The sequence below is a fragment of the Streptomyces nogalater genome, from assembly GCF_039532885.1.
Lineage (GTDB): Bacteria > Actinomycetota > Actinomycetes > Streptomycetales > Streptomycetaceae > Streptomyces > Streptomyces nogalater.
In genome coordinates this window covers 367,301-384,637 of sequence record NZ_BAAASM010000006.1, presented here as the reverse complement: position 1 = coordinate 384,637, position 17,337 = coordinate 367,301, and the positions used below count along the sequence as shown (strand labels likewise).

The 17,337-nt window shown below is 70.0% G+C and carries 16 protein-coding genes; 7 read left to right on the top strand and 9 right to left on the bottom strand.

What is annotated here, in order from left to right:
- The first annotated feature begins 30 nt into the window (after window positions 1-30).
- The 6 genes from murJ (at window position 31) to trxA (ending at window position 7,441) form a co-directional block, all read left to right on the top strand.
- The gene (gene murJ / locus ABD350_RS07450; protein WP_344346974.1) at window positions 31-2,385 is read left to right on the top strand and encodes a murein biosynthesis integral membrane protein MurJ; all 2,355 of its coding nucleotides are present in this window, start codon (window positions 31-33) and stop codon (window positions 2,383-2,385) included.
- A 118-nt stretch (window positions 2,386-2,503) separates the two neighbouring features.
- A complete protein-coding gene (locus ABD350_RS07445) occupies window positions 2,504-4,225 on the top strand; it encodes a protein kinase family protein (RefSeq protein ID WP_344346973.1) in 1,722 nt (573 codons plus the stop codon).
- Window positions 4,226-4,251: 26 nt separating this feature from the next.
- Window positions 4,252-5,001 (top strand): RNA polymerase sigma factor SigM, encoded by a 750-nt coding sequence (gene sigM, locus ABD350_RS07440; RefSeq protein ID WP_344346971.1) that lies wholly within the window; start codon window positions 4,252-4,254, stop codon window positions 4,999-5,001.
- Window positions 4,998-5,939 carry an anti-sigma factor family protein gene (locus ABD350_RS07435; protein WP_344346970.1) on the top strand — a complete coding sequence of 314 codons (942 nt, stop codon included), beginning with the start codon at window positions 4,998-5,000 and terminating at the stop codon, window positions 5,937-5,939. The genes sigM and ABD350_RS07435 overlap by 4 nt, the downstream gene beginning before the upstream one ends.
- 152 nt (window positions 5,940-6,091) lie before the next feature.
- Entirely contained in the window at window positions 6,092-7,060 is a 969-nt protein-coding gene (trxB, locus tag ABD350_RS07430; RefSeq protein ID WP_344346969.1) for a thioredoxin-disulfide reductase, read from the top strand.
- Between the two features lie 48 nt (window positions 7,061-7,108).
- The gene (gene trxA, locus ABD350_RS07425) at window positions 7,109-7,441 is read left to right on the top strand and encodes a thioredoxin (RefSeq protein ID WP_344346968.1); all 333 of its coding nucleotides are present in this window, start codon (window positions 7,109-7,111) and stop codon (window positions 7,439-7,441) included.
- 82 nt (window positions 7,442-7,523) lie between these two features.
- Here trxA and ABD350_RS07420 read toward each other — a convergent pair whose 3' ends face one another.
- From ABD350_RS07420 to rpmH, 9 genes are all read right to left on the bottom strand, one after another.
- The gene (locus ABD350_RS07420; protein WP_344346967.1) at window positions 7,524-8,141 is read right to left on the bottom strand and encodes a GNAT family N-acetyltransferase; all 618 of its coding nucleotides are present in this window, start codon (window positions 8,139-8,141) and stop codon (window positions 7,524-7,526) included.
- A 198-nt stretch (window positions 8,142-8,339) separates the two neighbouring features.
- Window positions 8,340-9,440, bottom strand: a complete 1,101-nt coding sequence (locus ABD350_RS07415; protein WP_344346966.1) for a ParB/RepB/Spo0J family partition protein — start codon at window positions 9,438-9,440, stop codon at window positions 8,340-8,342.
- Complete coding sequence (locus ABD350_RS07410) at window positions 9,437-10,510, bottom strand: ParA family protein (protein WP_344347057.1); 1,074 nt, start codon at window positions 10,508-10,510, stop codon at window positions 9,437-9,439. Before ABD350_RS07410 ends, ABD350_RS07415 begins: the two co-directional genes overlap by 4 nt.
- 373 nt (window positions 10,511-10,883) lie before the next feature.
- Complete coding sequence (gene rsmG, locus ABD350_RS07405) at window positions 10,884-11,600, bottom strand: 16S rRNA (guanine(527)-N(7))-methyltransferase RsmG (protein ID WP_344346965.1); 717 nt, start codon at window positions 11,598-11,600, stop codon at window positions 10,884-10,886.
- Between the two features lie 115 nt (window positions 11,601-11,715).
- Window positions 11,716-12,228 (bottom strand): Jag family protein, encoded by a 513-nt coding sequence (locus tag ABD350_RS07400; protein WP_344346964.1) that lies wholly within the window; start codon window positions 12,226-12,228, stop codon window positions 11,716-11,718.
- Between the two features lie 15 nt (window positions 12,229-12,243).
- Window positions 12,244-13,521: a membrane protein insertase YidC gene (gene yidC / locus ABD350_RS07395; RefSeq protein WP_344346963.1), complete on the bottom strand. Its 1,278-nt coding sequence runs from the start codon at window positions 13,519-13,521 to the stop codon at window positions 12,244-12,246.
- 3 nt (window positions 13,522-13,524) lie between these two features.
- Window positions 13,525-13,890: a membrane protein insertion efficiency factor YidD gene (gene yidD / locus ABD350_RS07390; RefSeq protein ID WP_078637607.1), complete on the bottom strand. Its 366-nt coding sequence runs from the start codon at window positions 13,888-13,890 to the stop codon at window positions 13,525-13,527.
- Window positions 13,887-14,258 carry a ribonuclease P protein component gene (rnpA, locus tag ABD350_RS07385; RefSeq protein ID WP_078637608.1) on the bottom strand — a complete coding sequence of 124 codons (372 nt, stop codon included), beginning with the start codon at window positions 14,256-14,258 and terminating at the stop codon, window positions 13,887-13,889. Before rnpA ends, yidD begins: the two co-directional genes overlap by 4 nt.
- Before the next feature lie 21 nt (window positions 14,259-14,279).
- A complete protein-coding gene (gene rpmH / locus ABD350_RS07380) occupies window positions 14,280-14,417 on the bottom strand; it encodes a 50S ribosomal protein L34 (RefSeq protein ID WP_003956500.1) in 138 nt (45 codons plus the stop codon).
- A gap of 371 nt (window positions 14,418-14,788) precedes the next feature.
- Between rpmH and dnaA the strand changes: the two genes are divergently transcribed.
- A complete protein-coding gene (gene dnaA / locus ABD350_RS07375) occupies window positions 14,789-16,690 on the top strand; it encodes a chromosomal replication initiator protein DnaA (RefSeq protein ID WP_344346962.1) in 1,902 nt (633 codons plus the stop codon).
- Window positions 16,691-17,337: the final 647 nt, after the last annotated feature.

Genomic DNA, 17,337 nt, shown 5'->3' with positions numbered 1-17,337 from the left:
GTGGGCCCGGGACGATGAGGTGGGGTAAGCATGAACGCGCCGTACGACGGTGATCGCGGCCAGGGCGCGGCCGGCTCGGGCTACCCCGAGCCGCCGCCCGAGCCCGGCCAGGTGCCGCCGCAGCACGCGGCGGACATGTATCTGCAGGATGCCTACGAGCAGGATCCCTACCGGGCGCACGACCTGGCCGCACAGGACCCGGTCGCCGAGGCGCTCTACGACCGTGCCGCGCACCCGCCACCACCCCCGGGCTCCTACGACCCGCAGCAGCAGCCGTACGCACCGCCCGCCCAGTCGCCCTACGCCCCCGATCCCCGCGTGTGGGCGCAGCCGCCCGCGCCCGAGCCGGGCGCCGCCGCCACCCAGTACCTGCCGTACGGCGAGGACCCGCGCACGACCCAGTTCGTGGGCGTGGACGATCTGGTCACGCACTCCGGCGAGGAGTACCAGGAGCCGGACGCCTTCGCCCATCTCTTCAAGGACCAGCAGCACAGCGGCGGACACGCGCCGATGGATCCCCCGGCCGTCCACGGCCAGTACCCGCAGCAGTACGGGCAGGCCCCGCAGCAGGGCCACGCGTACGCCGGCGGCTACCCGGCCGGTCCCGCCGCACCCGGTTACCCGGCGCAGTCCGCGGACCCCGCGCCGGCCGTCGCCGCGGACTCCGCCTCCGTCCAGCCGGAGGTCCCCGCGGCCGGTGACACCCCCGCCGGTGCGGTGGCTCCGGTGGCTCCGGTGGCTCCCGCGAAGAAGGGCGGGAAGGCCGCCGGGCTGCTGAAGTCCAGCGCCGTGATGGCGGCGGGCACGATGGTCTCCCGCCTGACCGGTTTCATCCGCTCCGCGCTGATCGCCGCCGCGCTCGGCCTCGGCTTCCTCGCCGACTCCTTCCAGGTGGCCTACCAGCTGCCGACCATGATCTACATCCTCACCGTCGGCGGCGGTCTGAACTCCGTGTTCGTGCCCCAGCTCGTGCGCTCCATGAAGGAGGACGAGGACGGCGGCGAGGCCTTCGCCAACCGGCTGCTGACCCTGGTGATGGTCGCGCTGGCCGCGCTGACCGGACTCGCGATGTTCGCCGCGCCGCTGCTGGTGCGGCTGCTGGCCAACCCCGTGGCCAGCGACCCCGAGGCCAACGAGGTCGCGGTCACCTTCACCCGTTACTTCCTGCCCTCGATCTTCTTCATGGGCATCCACGTGGTGATGGGGCAGATCCTCAACGCGCGCGGGAAGTTCGGCGCGATGATGTGGACCCCGGTCCTGAACAACATCGTCATCATCGTGACGCTCGGCATGTTCATCTGGGTCTACGGCACCGCCGCCAACTCCCACATGGACGTCACCAGCATCCCGCCGGAGGGCCAGCGGCTGCTCGGCGTCGGCGTGCTGCTCGGCCTGGTCGTCCAGGCCCTGGCGATGATCCCCTACCTGCGCGAGACCGGCTTCCGGATCCGGCTGCGCTTCGACTGGAAGGGCCACGGCCTGGGCAAGGCCGCGATGCTCGCCAAGTGGACGGTCCTGTTCGTCCTCGCCAACCAGGCGGGCGCCATGGTCGTGACCCAGCTGTCGACCGCCGCCGGCGCGGACTCCGGCGTCAAGGGCACCGGTTTCGCCGCCTACGCCAACGCCCAGCTGATCTGGGGCCTGCCGCAGGCCATCATCACCGTGTCCCTGATGGCCGCGCTGCTGCCGCGTATCTCGCGCTCGGCCTCGGAGAACGACACGGGTGCCATCCGCGACGACATCTCCCAGGGCCTGCGCACCACCGCCGTCGCCATCGTGCCCATCGCGTTCGGGTTCGTCTCGCTCGGCGTCCCGATGTGCACGCTGATCTTCGGCTCCGCCGGTACGGGCGCGGCCACCAACATGGGCTACATGCTGATGGCCTTCGGTCTCGGCCTGATCCCCTACTCCGTGCAGTACGTCGTCCTGCGTGCCTTCTACGCGTACGAGGACACCCGCACCCCCTTCTACAACACGGTCATCGTGGCCGCCGTCAACGCCGGCGCCGCGGCCCTGTGCTACTTCCTGCTGCCGGCGCGCTGGGCCGTCGCGGGCATGGCCGCCGCCTACGGTCTCGCCTACGCCATCGGGGTGGGCATCGCCTGGCGCCGGCTGCGCAAGCGGCTGGGCGGGGACCTGGACGGGGGCCGGGTGCTGCGCACGTACGCGCGCCTGGGTATCGCCTCGGTGCCGGCCGCCCTGCTCAGCGGAGCGGCCTGCTACGGCGTCGGGCACACCCTGGGCCTCGGCGTCACCGGCTCCTTCGCCGCGCTGATCGCCGGCGGTGCCGTCCTGTTCGGCGTCTTCTTCGTCGCCGCCCGGCGGATGCGCATCGAGGAACTCAACTCGCTCGTCGGAATGGTGCGGGGACGTCTGGGGCGTTGAGGCGAGGGTAGGCGCACAACCATCGTCCGCCGCCGTGTGTCGTGCATAGCGGCGGACTGTGGGCACAATTGGTTTCGGCGTCGGACAGCGTGCAACGGATGGGGAGGCAGGGACGACGGTGGCGGAACGGAGCACAGCTGCCGTCGACGTGGCAGATACCAGCGGTGAGCAGCCGCTGACCGCCAAGGCGGACCAGTCCACGGCCGACGGGGTGGCCAAGAACCCGGAGCGGGACACGGACAGCGACGAGGCACAGGGGAGCGGCGGCACCGAGGGTCCCGGACGGAAGGCCTCCACGCCGGAGTTGCACAGCGGTCACAAGCTCGCCAGGCGCTACCGACTGGAGGAGTGCGTCACCCGTCTGGACGGGTTCAGCAGCTGGCGTGCGGTCGACGAGAAGCTCCGCCGGGCCGTCGGCGTCCACGTCCTGCCCGCGGACCATGCCCGGGCCCGCTCCGTCCTCGCCGCCGCCCGTTCCTCCGCGCTCCTCGGCGACCCCCGCTTCGTCCAGGTCCTCGACGCCGTCGAGGAGAACGACCTCGTCTACGTCGTCCACGAGTGGCTGCCCGACGCCACCGAGCTGTCCACCCTCCTCACCGGCGGCCCGCTGGAGCCGCACGACGCCTACCAGCTGGTCAGCCAGGTCGCGGCGGCCATGGCCGCCGCGCACCGGGAGGGCCTCGCCCATCTGCGGCTGAACCCGAACGCCGTCCTGCGCACCTCCACCGGCCAGTGGCGCATCCGCGGCCTCGCCGTGAACGCGGCGCTGCGCGGCATCAGCTCCACCACCCCGCAACGCGCCGACACCGAGGCGATCGGAGCCCTGCTGTACGCGGCGCTGACCCAGCGCTGGCCGTACGAGAACGACGCCTACGGTCTGGCCGGCCTGCCCAAGGACATCGGTCTCATCCCCCCGGACCAGGTGCGGGCCGGTGTGCACCGCGGCCTGTCCGAGCTGTGCATGCGCGCCCTGGTCAACGACGGGGCCACGGCGTCCCGTCACGAGGCGCCGTGCACCACGCCGGAGGAGCTGGTGAAGGCGATCGGCGAGATGCCGCGCATCCGCCCGCCCGAGCCGGCGTTCGCGGCACCGCCGGACTACCAGCCCACGGCCTACCAACAGGGCAGCTACGGCCGCCCCGCGCCGCACGCCGGTGCCGCCCAGCCCATCGTGCCCCCGCCGCCCCCCTTGCAGAGCCGCACCGGCAAGGCCCTGAAGTGGGCGGTGTCGGCCCTGCTCATCGCGGCGCTGGGCCTGGGCAGCTGGCAGCTGGCGGACGCCCTGATGGACCAGGGCGACAAGCCGGACGACACCAACAAGAGCCAGACGACGGACGGCGGCGGCAAGAACGCCGTGAAGCCGAAGCCGGTTCCGATAAAGATCCAGAACGGCCGGGAGTTCGTCGCCGAGGGCGGCGCCCAGAGCCCCGGCAACGTCCCCAACACCTACGACGGCAACACCTCGACGTACTGGAAGACCAAGAGCTTCAACGAGGGTCCGCCGATCGCGCCGTTCAAACCCGGCGTCGGCATCGTGTACGACCTCGGCTCGGCCAAGAAGCTCAGCACGGCCACCGTCGACCTCCGCTACAGCGGCGACCACACCACGGTCGAGCTGTACGCCGCGGACTCGCTGTCGCCGGCCTCGCTGGACTCCATGACCAAGATCGGTGACGCCACGACCACGAGCACCACCGCGACGGTGAAGGTGGCCAAGCAGGTCACCACGCAGTACGTCCTCGTCTGGCTGACGGCCGTGCCGAACTCGGGCTATGACTCCGCCCTGTACGCCAGCGCCGGTTACAAGCAGGCCATCGGCGAAGTGAAGTTCACGGGCTGACGTCTCACCCGGACCGGAGGGGGCAGATGGCGGAGGGCGCCGGATACGACGGAGTGGACGACCGGGATCTGCTCGCCCGCCACGTGGAAGGCGACCCGGAAGCCTTCGGTGAGATCGTGCGACGGCATCGGGACCGGCTCTGGGCGGTGGCCCTGCGGACGCTGGGGGACCGGGAAGAAGCGGCGGACGCCGTTCAGGACGCCCTGGTGTCGGCCTACCGGGCCGCCCACACCTTCCGGGGCCAGTCGGCCGTCACGACCTGGCTGCACCGGATCACCGTGAACGCCTGCCTGGACCGGGCGCGGAAGGCCGCCTCCCGCAAGACGGCTCCGGTGGACGACACCGAGCGGCTGGAGCAGCTGCTGGAGCCACATGAGGCGGCCTCGGCGCCGGCCGAGCGGAAGGACGTGCACCGCCAGCTCCTCGAAGCTCTCGGCACCCTGCCGCCGGAACAGCGCGCCGCTCTGGTCCTGGTGGACATGCAGGGTTACCCCGTGGCGGAGGCCGCGCGGATCCTGGAGGTGCCGACGGGGACGGTGAAGAGCCGGTGTGCCCGGGGCCGGGCCCGGCTGCTGCCCCTGCTCACGCATCTGCGGCCCGAAGGCACCGGACGTCCACAGCCGGGCGAGACCGGGGACGCCAAGGAAAACGGCCCGGGACGGAACCGGCGACCAGGGCCATCCGTCCCACCGGCGACGGGGTCACCGAGCGGACATTCCAAGGGTGCGGGACCAAGCGAGTCAGCAGTAGTGAAGGGCGGAGGTGGGCGAGGGTGACGTCGACGACGGATACGACCGGGCACCCGGACGTCGCGGAGATCTCCGACCTCACCGAGGGCCTGCTCGCACCGGACCGGGACAGGGACGTACGACGCCACCTGGACGTCTGCGCCTGGTGCGCGGACGTGTACGCCTCGTTGGAAGAGATCCGGGGCCTCCTCGGATCCATGCCGTCGCCGGAGCGCATGCCGGACGATATCGCCACACGTCTCGACACCGCCCTCGCCGCCGAGGCCGCGCGGAGCCCGGGTGCCGACAACGCCACGGGCCATGTTTCACGTGAAACATCGCTCGCTGCGGATCACCGTGCCGAGCTTCCAGGGGATCACCGTCACGAGCGTCCAGCCGATCAGCCCGCCGCCCGCCCGACTGGGCGTCCCCGTGCGGCGACCGGGCCGGGACGCAAGGGCACCGAGCGTGGCCGACGGCGCGGTCGGATCGTCCTGGGCGCCGTGCTCACGGCCGCGGTCCTGGGCGCTGGAAGCCTGCTCGTGACGTCCCTGTCCGGCACCTCCGACCACCCGTCGGCCCAGAGGACACCGACCGCCTCGGCCGGCACCTTCTCCGGCGACAGTGTGGAGAACCAGGTCCACTCCCTTCTCACCGCCGACAAGACGCTGCCGCACGGCGGTGACAGGCCCCGGCAACGCCCGGACGACGGATCGCACTCGTTCGGGGCCACCGAGGGACCGAACACCTTGCTCCGGACCGCGGTCCCGGTACCCGACTGTGTCCGGCAGACGCTCCGGGAGAGCGCCGACGTGCTCGGCGCCAAGACGGGAACCTACGCGGGCAGGTCCGCCTACCTCGTCGTGGTGGCCGACACCCGTGACAGCCAGCGGGTCACGGCCTATGTGGTCGACGCATCCTGCGTACAGCACCAGCCCTCGGCGCCCGGCAAGGTCCTGCTGAAGCGGTCCCTCGCGCGTCCCTGAGACCGCTGCTCCACTCCTTCAGCGCCCTGGGGCATGCGTGTGCCCGGACACACCGGGAATGCACGCCCCGTAGGATCCGTTGGGTGGGGTGAGAGTCCCGAAAGGGGCTCTCACCGGTCGACTGACGCAGACCAGAGACGAGGAATCAAGCCGTGAGCGATGTCCGTAATGTGATCATCATCGGCTCCGGGCCCGCAGGCTACACGGCGGCGCTGTACACCGCCCGTGCATCGCTGAAGCCCCTGGTGTTCGAAGGCGCCGTCACCGCGGGCGGTGCGCTGATGAACACCACCGAGGTCGAGAACTTCCCGGGCTTCCGCGACGGCATCATGGGGCCGGACCTCATGGACAACATGCGCGCCCAGGCCGAACGCTTCGGCGCCGAACTCGTTCCGGACGACGTCGTCTCCGTCGATCTGACCGGTGAGATCAAGACCGTCACCGACACCGCGGGCACCGTCCACCGGGCGAAGGCCGTCATCGTCACCACCGGCTCCCAGCACCGCAAGCTGGGACTGCCGAACGAGGACGTGCTCTCGGGCCGCGGTGTCTCCTGGTGCGCCACCTGTGACGGGTTCTTCTTCAAGGACCACGACATCGCCGTGATCGGCGGCGGCGACACCGCGATGGAGGAGGCCACGTTCCTCTCGCGGTTCGCCAAGTCGGTGACGATCGTCCACCGCCGGGACACCCTGCGCGCCTCCAAGGCGATGCAGGAGCGTGCCTTCGGCGACCCGAAGATCAAGTTCGTCTGGGACAGCGAGGTCGCCGAGATCCAGGGTGACCAGAAGCTCTCTGGCCTGAAGCTGCGGAACGTCAAGACCGGCGAGCTGTCCGAGCTGCCCGTGACGGGCCTGTTCATCGCCATCGGTCACGACCCGCGCACCGAGCTGTTCAAGGGCCAGCTGGACCTGGACGAGGAGGGCTACCTGAAGGTCGCCTCGCCGTCCACCCGTACCAACGTGACCGGTGTGTTCGCCGCCGGTGACGTGGTCGACCACACCTACCGCCAGGCGATCACCGCGGCCGGTACCGGCTGCTCCGCCGCTCTGGACGCCGAGCGCTACCTCGCTGCCCTCGCGGACGAGGAGCAGGCGGAGCCCGAGAAGACGACTGTCTGACCTTTCCCTTCCCCCGCCCCACCGCGTAACCGAGGTAAGGAGCCCACTGTGGCCGGCAACGTGAAGACTGTGACCGACGCTACCTTCGAGGAGGAGGTCCTCAAGAGCGACAAGCCCGTTCTGGTGGACTTCTGGGCCGAGTGGTGCGGCCCGTGCCGCATGATCGCTCCGTCTCTTGAGGCGATCGCGGCCGAGCACGGTGACAAGATCCAGATCGTCAAGCTCAACATCGACGAGAACCCGGGCACGGCCGCCAAGTACGGCGTCATGTCCATCCCCACCCTGAACGTGTACCAGGGCGGCGATGTCGCCAAGACGATCGTGGGTGCCAAGCCGAAGGCGGCGCTCCTGCGCGACCTCGACGAGTTCATCACGAAGTGACGTTTCACGTGAAACACGATGGGGCCAACCCGCTCGGGTTGGCCCCATCGCTATAACGGCCCCACGCCGGAGCGGTCTCTCGTTAGAGCGGCCTCAGCGCCGGTTCCTTCTGGACCGCTCCCAGAAGCCGGTCCAGTGCCATCTCCACGTCTTCCTTCCAGGAGAGCGTGGACCGCAGCTCCAGCCGCAGCCGCGGATGCGTGGGATGCTGCCGGACCGTCTTGAAGCCCACGGCCAGCAGATGGTCTGCGGGCAGCAGACAGGCCGGCTGCTCCCAGCGGGCGTCCCCGAACGCCTCGATCGCCTTGAAGCCCCGGCGCAGCAGATCCTTGGCGACCGTCTGCACCAGCACCCGGCCCAGGCCCTGCCCCTGATAGCCGGGCAGGACGAACCCGGTGATCAATTGCACGGCGTCCGGCGCGACCGGGCTCGTGGGGAAGGCCGTCGAGCGCGGGACATAGGCCGGTGGGGCGTAGAGCACGAAACCCGCCGGGACGTCATCGACGTACACCACCCGTCCGCACGATCCCCAGTCCAGCAGGACGGCGGAGATCCAGGCTTCCTTCTCCAGCGCGGTGGTGCCCGCGGCCACCGCCGCTTCGCCGCTGACGGGGTCCAGCTCCCAGAAGACACAGGAGCGACAGCGATCGGGAAGATCCTGAAGGTTGTCCAGAGTGAGCGGCACGAGCCGACGCCCCATGAAGGCTGATCCTCGCTTCCTTCGCCCGCCGCATCGCGAGCGGCTGTCAGCTGCTGACCGGTGGATATGCCCTAGCTGATCGCATCGTATCCACGATCCGATTCACTCGATACCGTGCCAAAGCAAAGAGCGGGCCGTGTTCCGGTACACACCGGACACGACCCGCTCCACTGCTCGGCAGACGCGAACGTCTGGGAATCAGTCCTGCGTCTCGTCGCCGTCGCCGTCCTGAAGGCTCTTCTGGAGGGCCAGCTTCTCGCCCGGGGCGAGCGTGCTGAGGATCCTTTCGAGGTCCTCGGCGGAGGCGAACTCGACGGTGATCTTGCCCTTCTTCTGTCCCAGCTCGACCTTCACCCGGGTCTCGAAGCGGTCCGACAGCCGGGTGGCCAGCTCGTTCAGTGCCGGGGAAGGCACGGAACCGGCCCGGAGCCCTCGGGAGCGCGAGGCCTTCTGAGGCCGTGAGCCCATCAGCGTCACGATCTCTTCCACGGACCGCACCGACAGGCCCTCGGCGACGATCCGATGGGCCAGCCGGTCCTGTTCCTCGGAGTCCTCCACGGCCAGCAGCGCGCGGGCGTGGCCGGCCGAGAGCACCCCGGCGGCCACCCGCTTCTGGACGGTCGGGGACAGCTTCAGCAGACGCAGCGTGTTGGACACCTGCGGACGGGAGCGCCCGATCCGGTCGGCCAGCTGGTCGTGGGTGCAGTTGAAGTCCTTCAGCAGCTGGTCGTAGGCAGCGGCCTCTTCGATGGGGTTCAGCTGCGCGCGGTGCAGGTTCTCCAGCAGCGCGTCCAGGAGGAGCTTCTCGTCCTCCGTGGCCCGCACGATGGCCGGGATGGCCTCCAGACCGGCCTCACGGCACGCGCGCCAGCGGCGCTCGCCCATGATCAGCTCATACCGACCGGGCCCCGTCTGCCGTACCACGACCGGCTGCAGGAGGCCGACCTCCTTGATGGAGGTGACCAGCTCCTGAAGCGCGTCCTCGTCGAAGATGTCGCGCGGCTGGCGCGGGTTCGGCGTGATGGCGTCCAGGGGGATCTCGGCGAAGTGGGCACCCACCGGGGGCGCGGGCACCTCGGCGGCGAGGCTCGCCCGAACCGCCTCGATGTCCTGCGCGGTGGGCGGCAGCGTGGCCACCTTGGCCGCGGCCACTCCGCGGTCGCCGGTCAGCACCGGGACCGCTGCGGGCGAGGTGGAACCTCCCCCTCCCAGCGCCGCGGGTGCCGGCGTCCTCTCGGTCGGGGCAGCGGGGATCAGTGCGCCGAGACCACGGCCCAGACCCCTCCGTCGCTCGCTCACTGAATCCCCTCCACCATGCTCTGGTCTTTCTGGGCGCCGATGTGGGCCTGGCTCGCGTCATAGCTGATGCCGACGCCCCTCAGCGCGATTTCCCGGGCCGCCTCAAGGTACGAGAGGGCACCGCTCGATCCTGGATCGTAAGTCAGCACCGTCTGCCCGTAACTCGGCGCCTCGGAGATACGGACCGAGCGGGGAATGCTCGTCCGCAGCACCTCGTCACCGAAGTGGCTGCGCACCTCTTCCGCGACCTGGGAGGCGAGACGCGTCCGGCCGTCGTACATGGTGAGCAGGATGGTCGACACATGCAGGGTGGGGTTGAGGTGCCCCCGCACCAGGTCGACGTTGCGCAGGAGTTGTCCGAGGCCCTCCAGCGCGTAGTACTCGCACTGGATCGGAATCAGCACCTCGGCGCCCGCGACGAGCGCGTTGACCGTCAACAGGCCCAGCGAGGGCGGGCAGTCGATGAGGATGTAGTCCAACGGCTGCTCGTACGCCTGGATGGCCCGTTGCAACCGGCTCTCCCGGGCCACCAGGGACACCAGCTCGATCTCCGCACCGGCGAGATCGATGGTGGCCGGGGCGCAGAAGAGACCCTCGACGTCGAGGACGGGCTGGACCACCTCGGCGAGTGGCTTGCTCTCCACCAACACGTCGTAGATGGACGGAACCTCGGCGTGGTGGTCGATCCCGAGGGCGGTGGACGCGTTGCCCTGCGGGTCGAGGTCGATCACCAGGACCCGGCCACCGTGCAGAGCCAGCGAGGCGGCAAGGTTGACGGTCGTCGTCGTCTTGCCCACGCCGCCCTTCTGGTTGGCGACCACGATGACTCGGGTCTGCTCCGGTCGCGGCAGGCCTGCGCCGGCGCGGCCGAGAGCCTCCACCGCCAGTTGGGCCGCTCGACCGATCGGAGTGTCGTCCATCGGGGGCGGTGTTTCACGTGAAACATCCGCTCCCATCGACTCGGTACGGGGACCGGGGACCGGATCGGTCATCGGTCCCGCGATGTTGGCGTCGGACCGCAAGGATTCACTCTCCTCGACTTCAGGCTCGCGATGAACAGAGCCTCCCATGTCTTCGGGGTCGTGAACCAGTGAGGCCTGGCCATCTGTGGAGAAATCCACCTCTGTGGACAACTCCGTGCCCCTGGAGAGGGACGGAGCCTCCAGGGATCGGGGCGGGACCTGCGGGGAATCGGGGTCCTCTCCGAGGGCGCCGAGAGGCTTCCGGTCGCGAGGTTCGGCCGCAGCGCGGCCACGACTGATGATGCCGTGCAGCAGTGAGCGACGTTTCACGTGAAACACGATGCACAGCGGCTGCGACCGGACCTTTGCGACACTCCGGCTCGCCCGGGTCCGGCAGCTTGTGTGGAGTACGTTCCGTCGTCAGGACGGGTCAGCGTCGGCAGGCCCCCCCCGGCCCACCGACGCCCACCCGTCCTCCGGATTACCGACGTCGGCGGACCCGGCCGGTGCGGGCGGCCTTGGCCCGCTTCGCGGCGAAGCGCACACCGCCCGGGCTCTCCCCGACCTCGACCCGCACGACGGTGGACGGCGGATCCACCAGGCCCTCACCCACATGCAGGATGGACGTCTCCACCGCCCCGAGCTTGCTCAGCGCGGCGGCCGCCGCCTTCAGCTCCTCCTCGGCGGTGTCGCCCTTGAGGGCGAGCATCTCGCCGTACGGGCGCAGCAGCGGAATGCCCCAGGTCGCCAGGCGGTCCAGCGGGGCCACGGCCCGTGCCGTCACCACATGGACCGGCGGCAGCTTGCCCATGACCTCCTCGGCCCGGCCGCGCACCACGGTGACATGGTCCAGGCCGAGCAGCTCCACGACCTCGGTGAGGAAGTTGGTGCGCCGCAGCAGGGGTTCCAGCAGGGTGATGTTGAGGTCGTCGCGGACCAGGGCCAGAGGGATGCCCGGCAGTCCCGCGCCGGAGCCGACGTCGCAGACCGTCACCCCCTCCGGAACGGCCTCGGAGAGCACCGCGCAGTTCAGCAGGTGCCGCTCCCACAGGCGGGGCACTTCCCGCGGGCCGATCAGGCCGCGCTGCACGCCTGCCTCGGCGAGCAGCTCCGCATAGCGGACCGCATCGGCGAAGCGCTCACCAAACACTTCCCGCGCCTGCTCGGGTGCGGGGGGAAGCTCCGCTGCCTCCGTCACGGGGACCGTCCTTCCGTACAGCGCCGGCGCTTCGCGCACCGGCCACCAGAACTACCAGGCTGACAAAGTTCGGCCCCGCCTGCTCAACAGACGGGGCCGGTGGAACGGGGGCCGATCAGGCGGGCAGCACGACGACGAAGCGCTGCGGCTCCTCGCCCTCGGACTCGCTGCGCAGCCCAGCGGCCTTGACCGCGTCGTGCACGACCTTGCGCTCGAACGGGGTCATCGGCTTGAGCTTCACGGGCTCGCCGCTGCTCTTCGCCTCGGCGGCGGCCTTGGCGCCCAGCTCGGACAGCTCGGAGCGCTTCTTGGCGCGGTAGCCCGCGATGTCCAGCATCAGCCGGCTGCGGTCACCGGTCTCCCGGTGCACGGCCAGCCGCGTCAGCTCCTGCAGGGCCTCCAGCACCTCGCCGTCCCGGCCGACCAGCTTCTGCAGGTCACGGCTGCCGGTGTCGCTGATGATCGACACGGAGGCGCGGTCGGCCTCGACGTCCATGTCGATGTCACCGTCGAGGTCGGCGATGTCCAGCAGACCCTCCAGGTAGTCCGCCGCGATCTCACCCTCCTGCTCCAGGCGGGTGAGGGTGTCTGCACCCTCGGCAGCGGCGGAGGTGGTGCCTTCCGTCACGGGATGGGCTCCTTCTTACTTCTTGGACGGGGACTTGGGCCGCTGCGGGCCACCCTTGCGCTGGCCGGACTGGGCCTTGCTGCGGGTGCCGGAGCCGGGCTTCTGGGGCTGCTTGGCAGCGGCGGGCTTGACGTCCTGCGGTGCGTCGGACTTCTCCAGCGACAGGGAGTCACCCGCCTTGGTCCCGCCGGACTGACGCTGGGACTTGCTCTGGCGCTTGGGCTGCTGGCGCCGGGGGGTGGTAGCGGTGGCCGTGGCGGTACCGGCGGTCGCGCCTTCCTCGGTCTCCGCCGCGGCCTGGGCCACGCTCTTCGTCACGGTGCCGTCGGCCTGGGCGGCGAGACCGGCCTTGTTGAGCGCGTTGACGAACTTGCGCTCGAACTCGTTGCGGTCGCGGCCCTTGGCGACGATCGCCTTCACGATGGCCTTTTCGCTGCGCCGGCGGATCTTGCCGTGGTGCGTGACGTGCTTGGTCAGGCGCTCCAGGTAGGCGGCCTGGGCCTTGGAACCCGGGGTCGGGTTGTTGTGGATGACGTACATCTGCTGGCCCATGGTCCACACGTTGGTGGTCAGCCAGTAGATGAGGACACCGACCGGGAAGTTCACGCCGAGGACGGCGAACATGACCGGGAAGATGTACATCAGCATCTTCTGCTGCTGCATGAACGGCGTCTTCACGGTGGTGTCGACGTTCTTCGTCATCAGCTGGCGCTGCGTGTAGAACTGCGACGCCGACATCAGCACGATCATGATCGCGGTCACGACGCGAACGTCGGTCAGCGAGGCGTGCAGGGCGCTGACCTGGCTGTCGCTGCTGAAGAACTTGGCGGCCAGCGGGGCACCGAAGATGTGCGCGTTCCGGGCGCTTTCGAGCAGATCGGCGTCGATGACGCCGATCTTCTTGCCCGACGCGATGCCGGAGAGCACGTGGTACAGGGCGAAGAAGAACGGGGACTGCGCCAGGATGGGAAGGCACGAGGAGAGCGGGTTGGTGCCCGACTCCTTGTACAGCTTCATCATCTCTTCGGACTGACGCTGCCGGTCGTTCTTGTAGCGCTCCTGGATCTTCTTCATCTCCGGCTGGAGCGTCTGCATCGCGCGGGTCGCCTTGATCTGCTTCACGAAGAGCGGGATCAGGCAGATGCGGATCAGGATCACCAGGGACACGATGGACAGGCCCCAGGCCCACCCGGTGTCAGGTCCGAAGATCGCCCCGTACACCTTGTGGAACTGGACGATGACCCAGGAGACGGGCCAGGTGATGAAACTGAAAAGGCTGGCAATCGTGTCCACTAATCATGCTCCTTGGGCATGGGACGAGGTCTCTGCGGCCGGGCTCGAAGGAGACTCCGTTGGTGGCTTCGCTTCGGTGGCCGTTTCGGCGGCGGAGGACCCGCCCCTGCGTGCGCGCCAGGCGTCGCGCAGCATTTCGTGCCACCGCGGACGCTTACGCGGCGGAACATGGTCCACGCCACCCGGCGACCACGGATTGCACCGCAGGATGCGCCAGGCGGTCAGTGCGGTCCCCTTGACGGCACCGTGCCGGTCGATGGCCGTGTAGCCGTAATGAGAGCACGACGGGTAGTACTTGCATACCGGCCCCAGCAGCGGACTGATCGTCCACTGGTACAGCTTGATCAGAGCCAGCAGCGGGTACTTCATCGCGCGCCCCCTCCCAGTAGCCGCTGAAGGGCGGCGTCCAGGTCTCGGGCCAGCTGTGCGTGGTCTGCGTCGCCCGCTCCGGGCAGCGCTCGTACGACTACCAGGCTACCGGGGGGAAACAGGCCGACTCGGTCACGCATCAGGTGGCGCAGTCTGCGCTTCACTTTGTTGCGCACGACCGCGCCACCCACGGCCTTGCTGACGACGAAACCCGCACGCGTCGGGGGAGCGCTCTCCCCAGGCGCGTGCGGGTCCGTGGCACCGCTACGAAGGTGGACGACGAGCGTCGGGCGGCCTGCCCGACGCCCTCGTCGTACCGCGGTCGCGAAGTCCTCGCGCCGCCTCAGCCGGTTCTCGGTGGGCAGCACGATGTCATGACCTGACCGGGATCAGGCGGACAGACGGGCGCGACCCTTGCTACGGCGGGACGCGAGAATCGCGCGGCCGGCACGGGTGCGCATACGCAGCCGGAAGCCGTGGGTCTTCGCGCGACGACGGTTGTTCGGCTGGAAGGTGCGCTTGCTCACTCGGGGGCTCCAGAAAATCGGTAGTGGCGGGGTGCCGTCCTGGCTGTCACCGTGCGCCCACGAGTAGCTCGCGTCACGCCCGAGTGCACCGCTTCCCGATCACCTGACGTGACCTGTGCCCATCGGAGGCAGGCGGCAGCAGCCATCGACAACTCGACCTGGTTACGGTACGCGGGGCCGACCCATCCGGTCAAACCGAGGGCCGCCGGGGGACACTGTCCACAGGCTGGGGACAACAACTTGAACCGTACCCGCCGCGCTGACTACCGTGGCTGGACTCCGATTCGTTCCCTTATCCCCGCCCGACCCGATTTTCATCCCGACCCGTCCCCGAACCACACGTTCGTGGGACCTGTGAGAGAGCGTGCCCTGTGGCTGACGTACCTGCCGATCTTGCCGCAGTGTGGCCGCGAGTACTGGAACAGCTGCTCGGCGAGGGCCGCGGTCAGGGTGTGGAGGCCAAGGACGAGCACTGGATCCGGCGCTGCCAGCCGCTCGCGCTGGTCGCCGACACCGCCCTTCTCGCCGTGCCGAACGAATTCGCCAAGGGCGTGCTGGAGGGGCGTCTGGCGCCCGTCGTCAGCGAGACCCTGAGCCGGGAGTGCGGCCGTCCCATCCGGATCGCGATCACCGTGGACGACTCCGCGGGCGACCCCCCGGCGCCTCCCGTCCAGCAGCCGGCCAAGCCGCGCTACGAGGAGCCGGAGCTGCCCTCGGGGCCGTACGAGGGCTACGGCCGGTCCCGCGGCGGCGAGCAGCCGGGCGGCGAGCCGCGCTCCGAACAGCCCCCGGCCGGCCGCCCCGACCCGCTCCCCACGGTCCGCCCGGTCTATCCGTCCGAGTACCAGCGGCCCGAGCCCGGCGCCTGGCCGCGCCCGGGGCAGGACGAGTACGGCTGGCAGCAGCCCCGGCTCGGCTTCCCCGAGCGGGACCCGTACGCCTCGCCGTCCTCCCAGGACGGCTACGGCTCCGGCGCGGACGCGTACGGCGCGCCGTCCCAGGACTACCGCCCGCAGGGCATGGACCGGCCGCCGTACGAACAGCAGCGCGGCGACTACGACACCGCGCGGGGCGAGTACGACCCGTCCCGGACCGAGTACGACCAGCGCGACCCGGTCCGCCGTGAGCTGCCGGATCCGGCGGCGCACCGCGGTGGCCCCGGCCGTCCGGACGGACCGCCCACCGGTGCCCCGGGCCCGCTGGCCGCGCAGCCGGCGCCGGCGAGCGGTCCCGGCGAGCCGACCGCGCGGCTGAACCCCAAGTACCTGTTCGACACGTTCGTCATCGGCGCGTCCAACCGCTTCGCGCACGCGGCGGCGGTGGCGGTCGCCGAGGCGCCGGCGAAGGCGTACAACCCGCTGTTCATCTACGGGGAGTCCGGGCTCGGCAAGACCCATCTGCTGCACGCCATCGGGCACTACGCGCGCAGCCTGTACCCGGGCACGCGCGTGCGGTACGTCAGCTCGGAGGAGTTCACCAACGAGTTCATCAACTCCATCCGCGACGGCAAGGGCGACAGCTTCCGCAAGCGCTACCGCGAGATGGACATCCTGCTCGTCGACGACATCCAGTTCCTGGCGGACAAGGAGTCGACGCAGGAGGAGTTCTTCCACACCTTCAACACGCTCCACAACGCCAACAAGCAGATCGTGCTCTCCAGCGACCGGCCGCCCAAGCAGCTGGTCACGCTGGAGGACCGGCTGCGCAACCGCTTCGAGTGGGGCCTGATCACCGACGTCCAGCCGCCCGAGCTGGAGACGCGGATCGCGATCCTGCGCAAGAAGGCGGTCCAGGAGCAGCTGAACGCGCCGCCGGAGGTGCTGGAGTTCATCGCCTCCCGGATCTCGCGGAACATCCGTGAGCTGGAGGGCGCGCTGATCCGGGTGACGGCGTTCGCGTCGCTCAACCGGCAGCCGGTGGACCTGGGCCTGACCGAGATCGTCCTGAAGGACCTCATCCCCGGCGGCGAGGACAGCGCCCCGGAGATCACCGCCACGGCGATCATGGCGGCGACCGCGGACTATTTCGGGCTGACGGTGGAGGACCTGTGCGGCACCTCGCGCGGGCGCGCGCTGGTGACCGCGCGGCAGATCGCGATGTACCTGTGCCGCGAGCTGACGGATCTGTCGCTGCCGAAGATCGGCGCGCAGTTCGGCGGCCGGGACCACACCACCGTGATGCACGCCGACCGCAAGATCCGCGCGCTGATGGCCGAGCGGCGCTCGATCTACAACCAGGTCACCGAGCTGACCAACCGCATCAAGAACGGCTGAGCCGGCCGTACGCGGGCGCGCAGGGCGCCCCGGGGCACACCCGCCCCCGGGGCGCCCTCCGGCGTTCCCGGGCCCATCGGGGCACCGGCCGACTCCGGCCCCCAGCTGGCGGTCCCCACGCTGACGCCCCCGCTGACGACTCCGGCGCCGACGACCCCGTCGCGAACGACCCCGTCGCTAACGACCCATCGCGAACGACCCCAATACCGTCGGCCTCCGCGGCCGTACGGACGGACCCTGATCCCCCCGCCACGACCGGCTCCTCGACCGTTCACAGGCGCCCGGCCGACGACGTGCCTGGCAGCCCCCGCGACGGCCTTCCGGCAGCTCCTCGCCACCCGCGAACGGCCTCCGGGGCAGCCCCTCGCCCCCCTCAAACAGCCCTCCGGCGGCCTCGACGGGCGCCCGAGGCGACGGTTGTGGGGCTGTGGACCGTTTCCTGCCCGTCATCCCTTGTTCGATTACCTGCCTGGTTACGGCCTTCCTCCACAGATTCGGCGACTTTCTTCCGTCCACAGACTGGGGACTGCGAAGTTGTCCCGAGCTGCGTCCACAGGGAGGCTGGTCTCACGACATCCACCCAGCTCAAGGGCCTGTGGAATCGTGGACGAAGGATCTCCACAGGCTGTGGAAAACCACACCGTCCC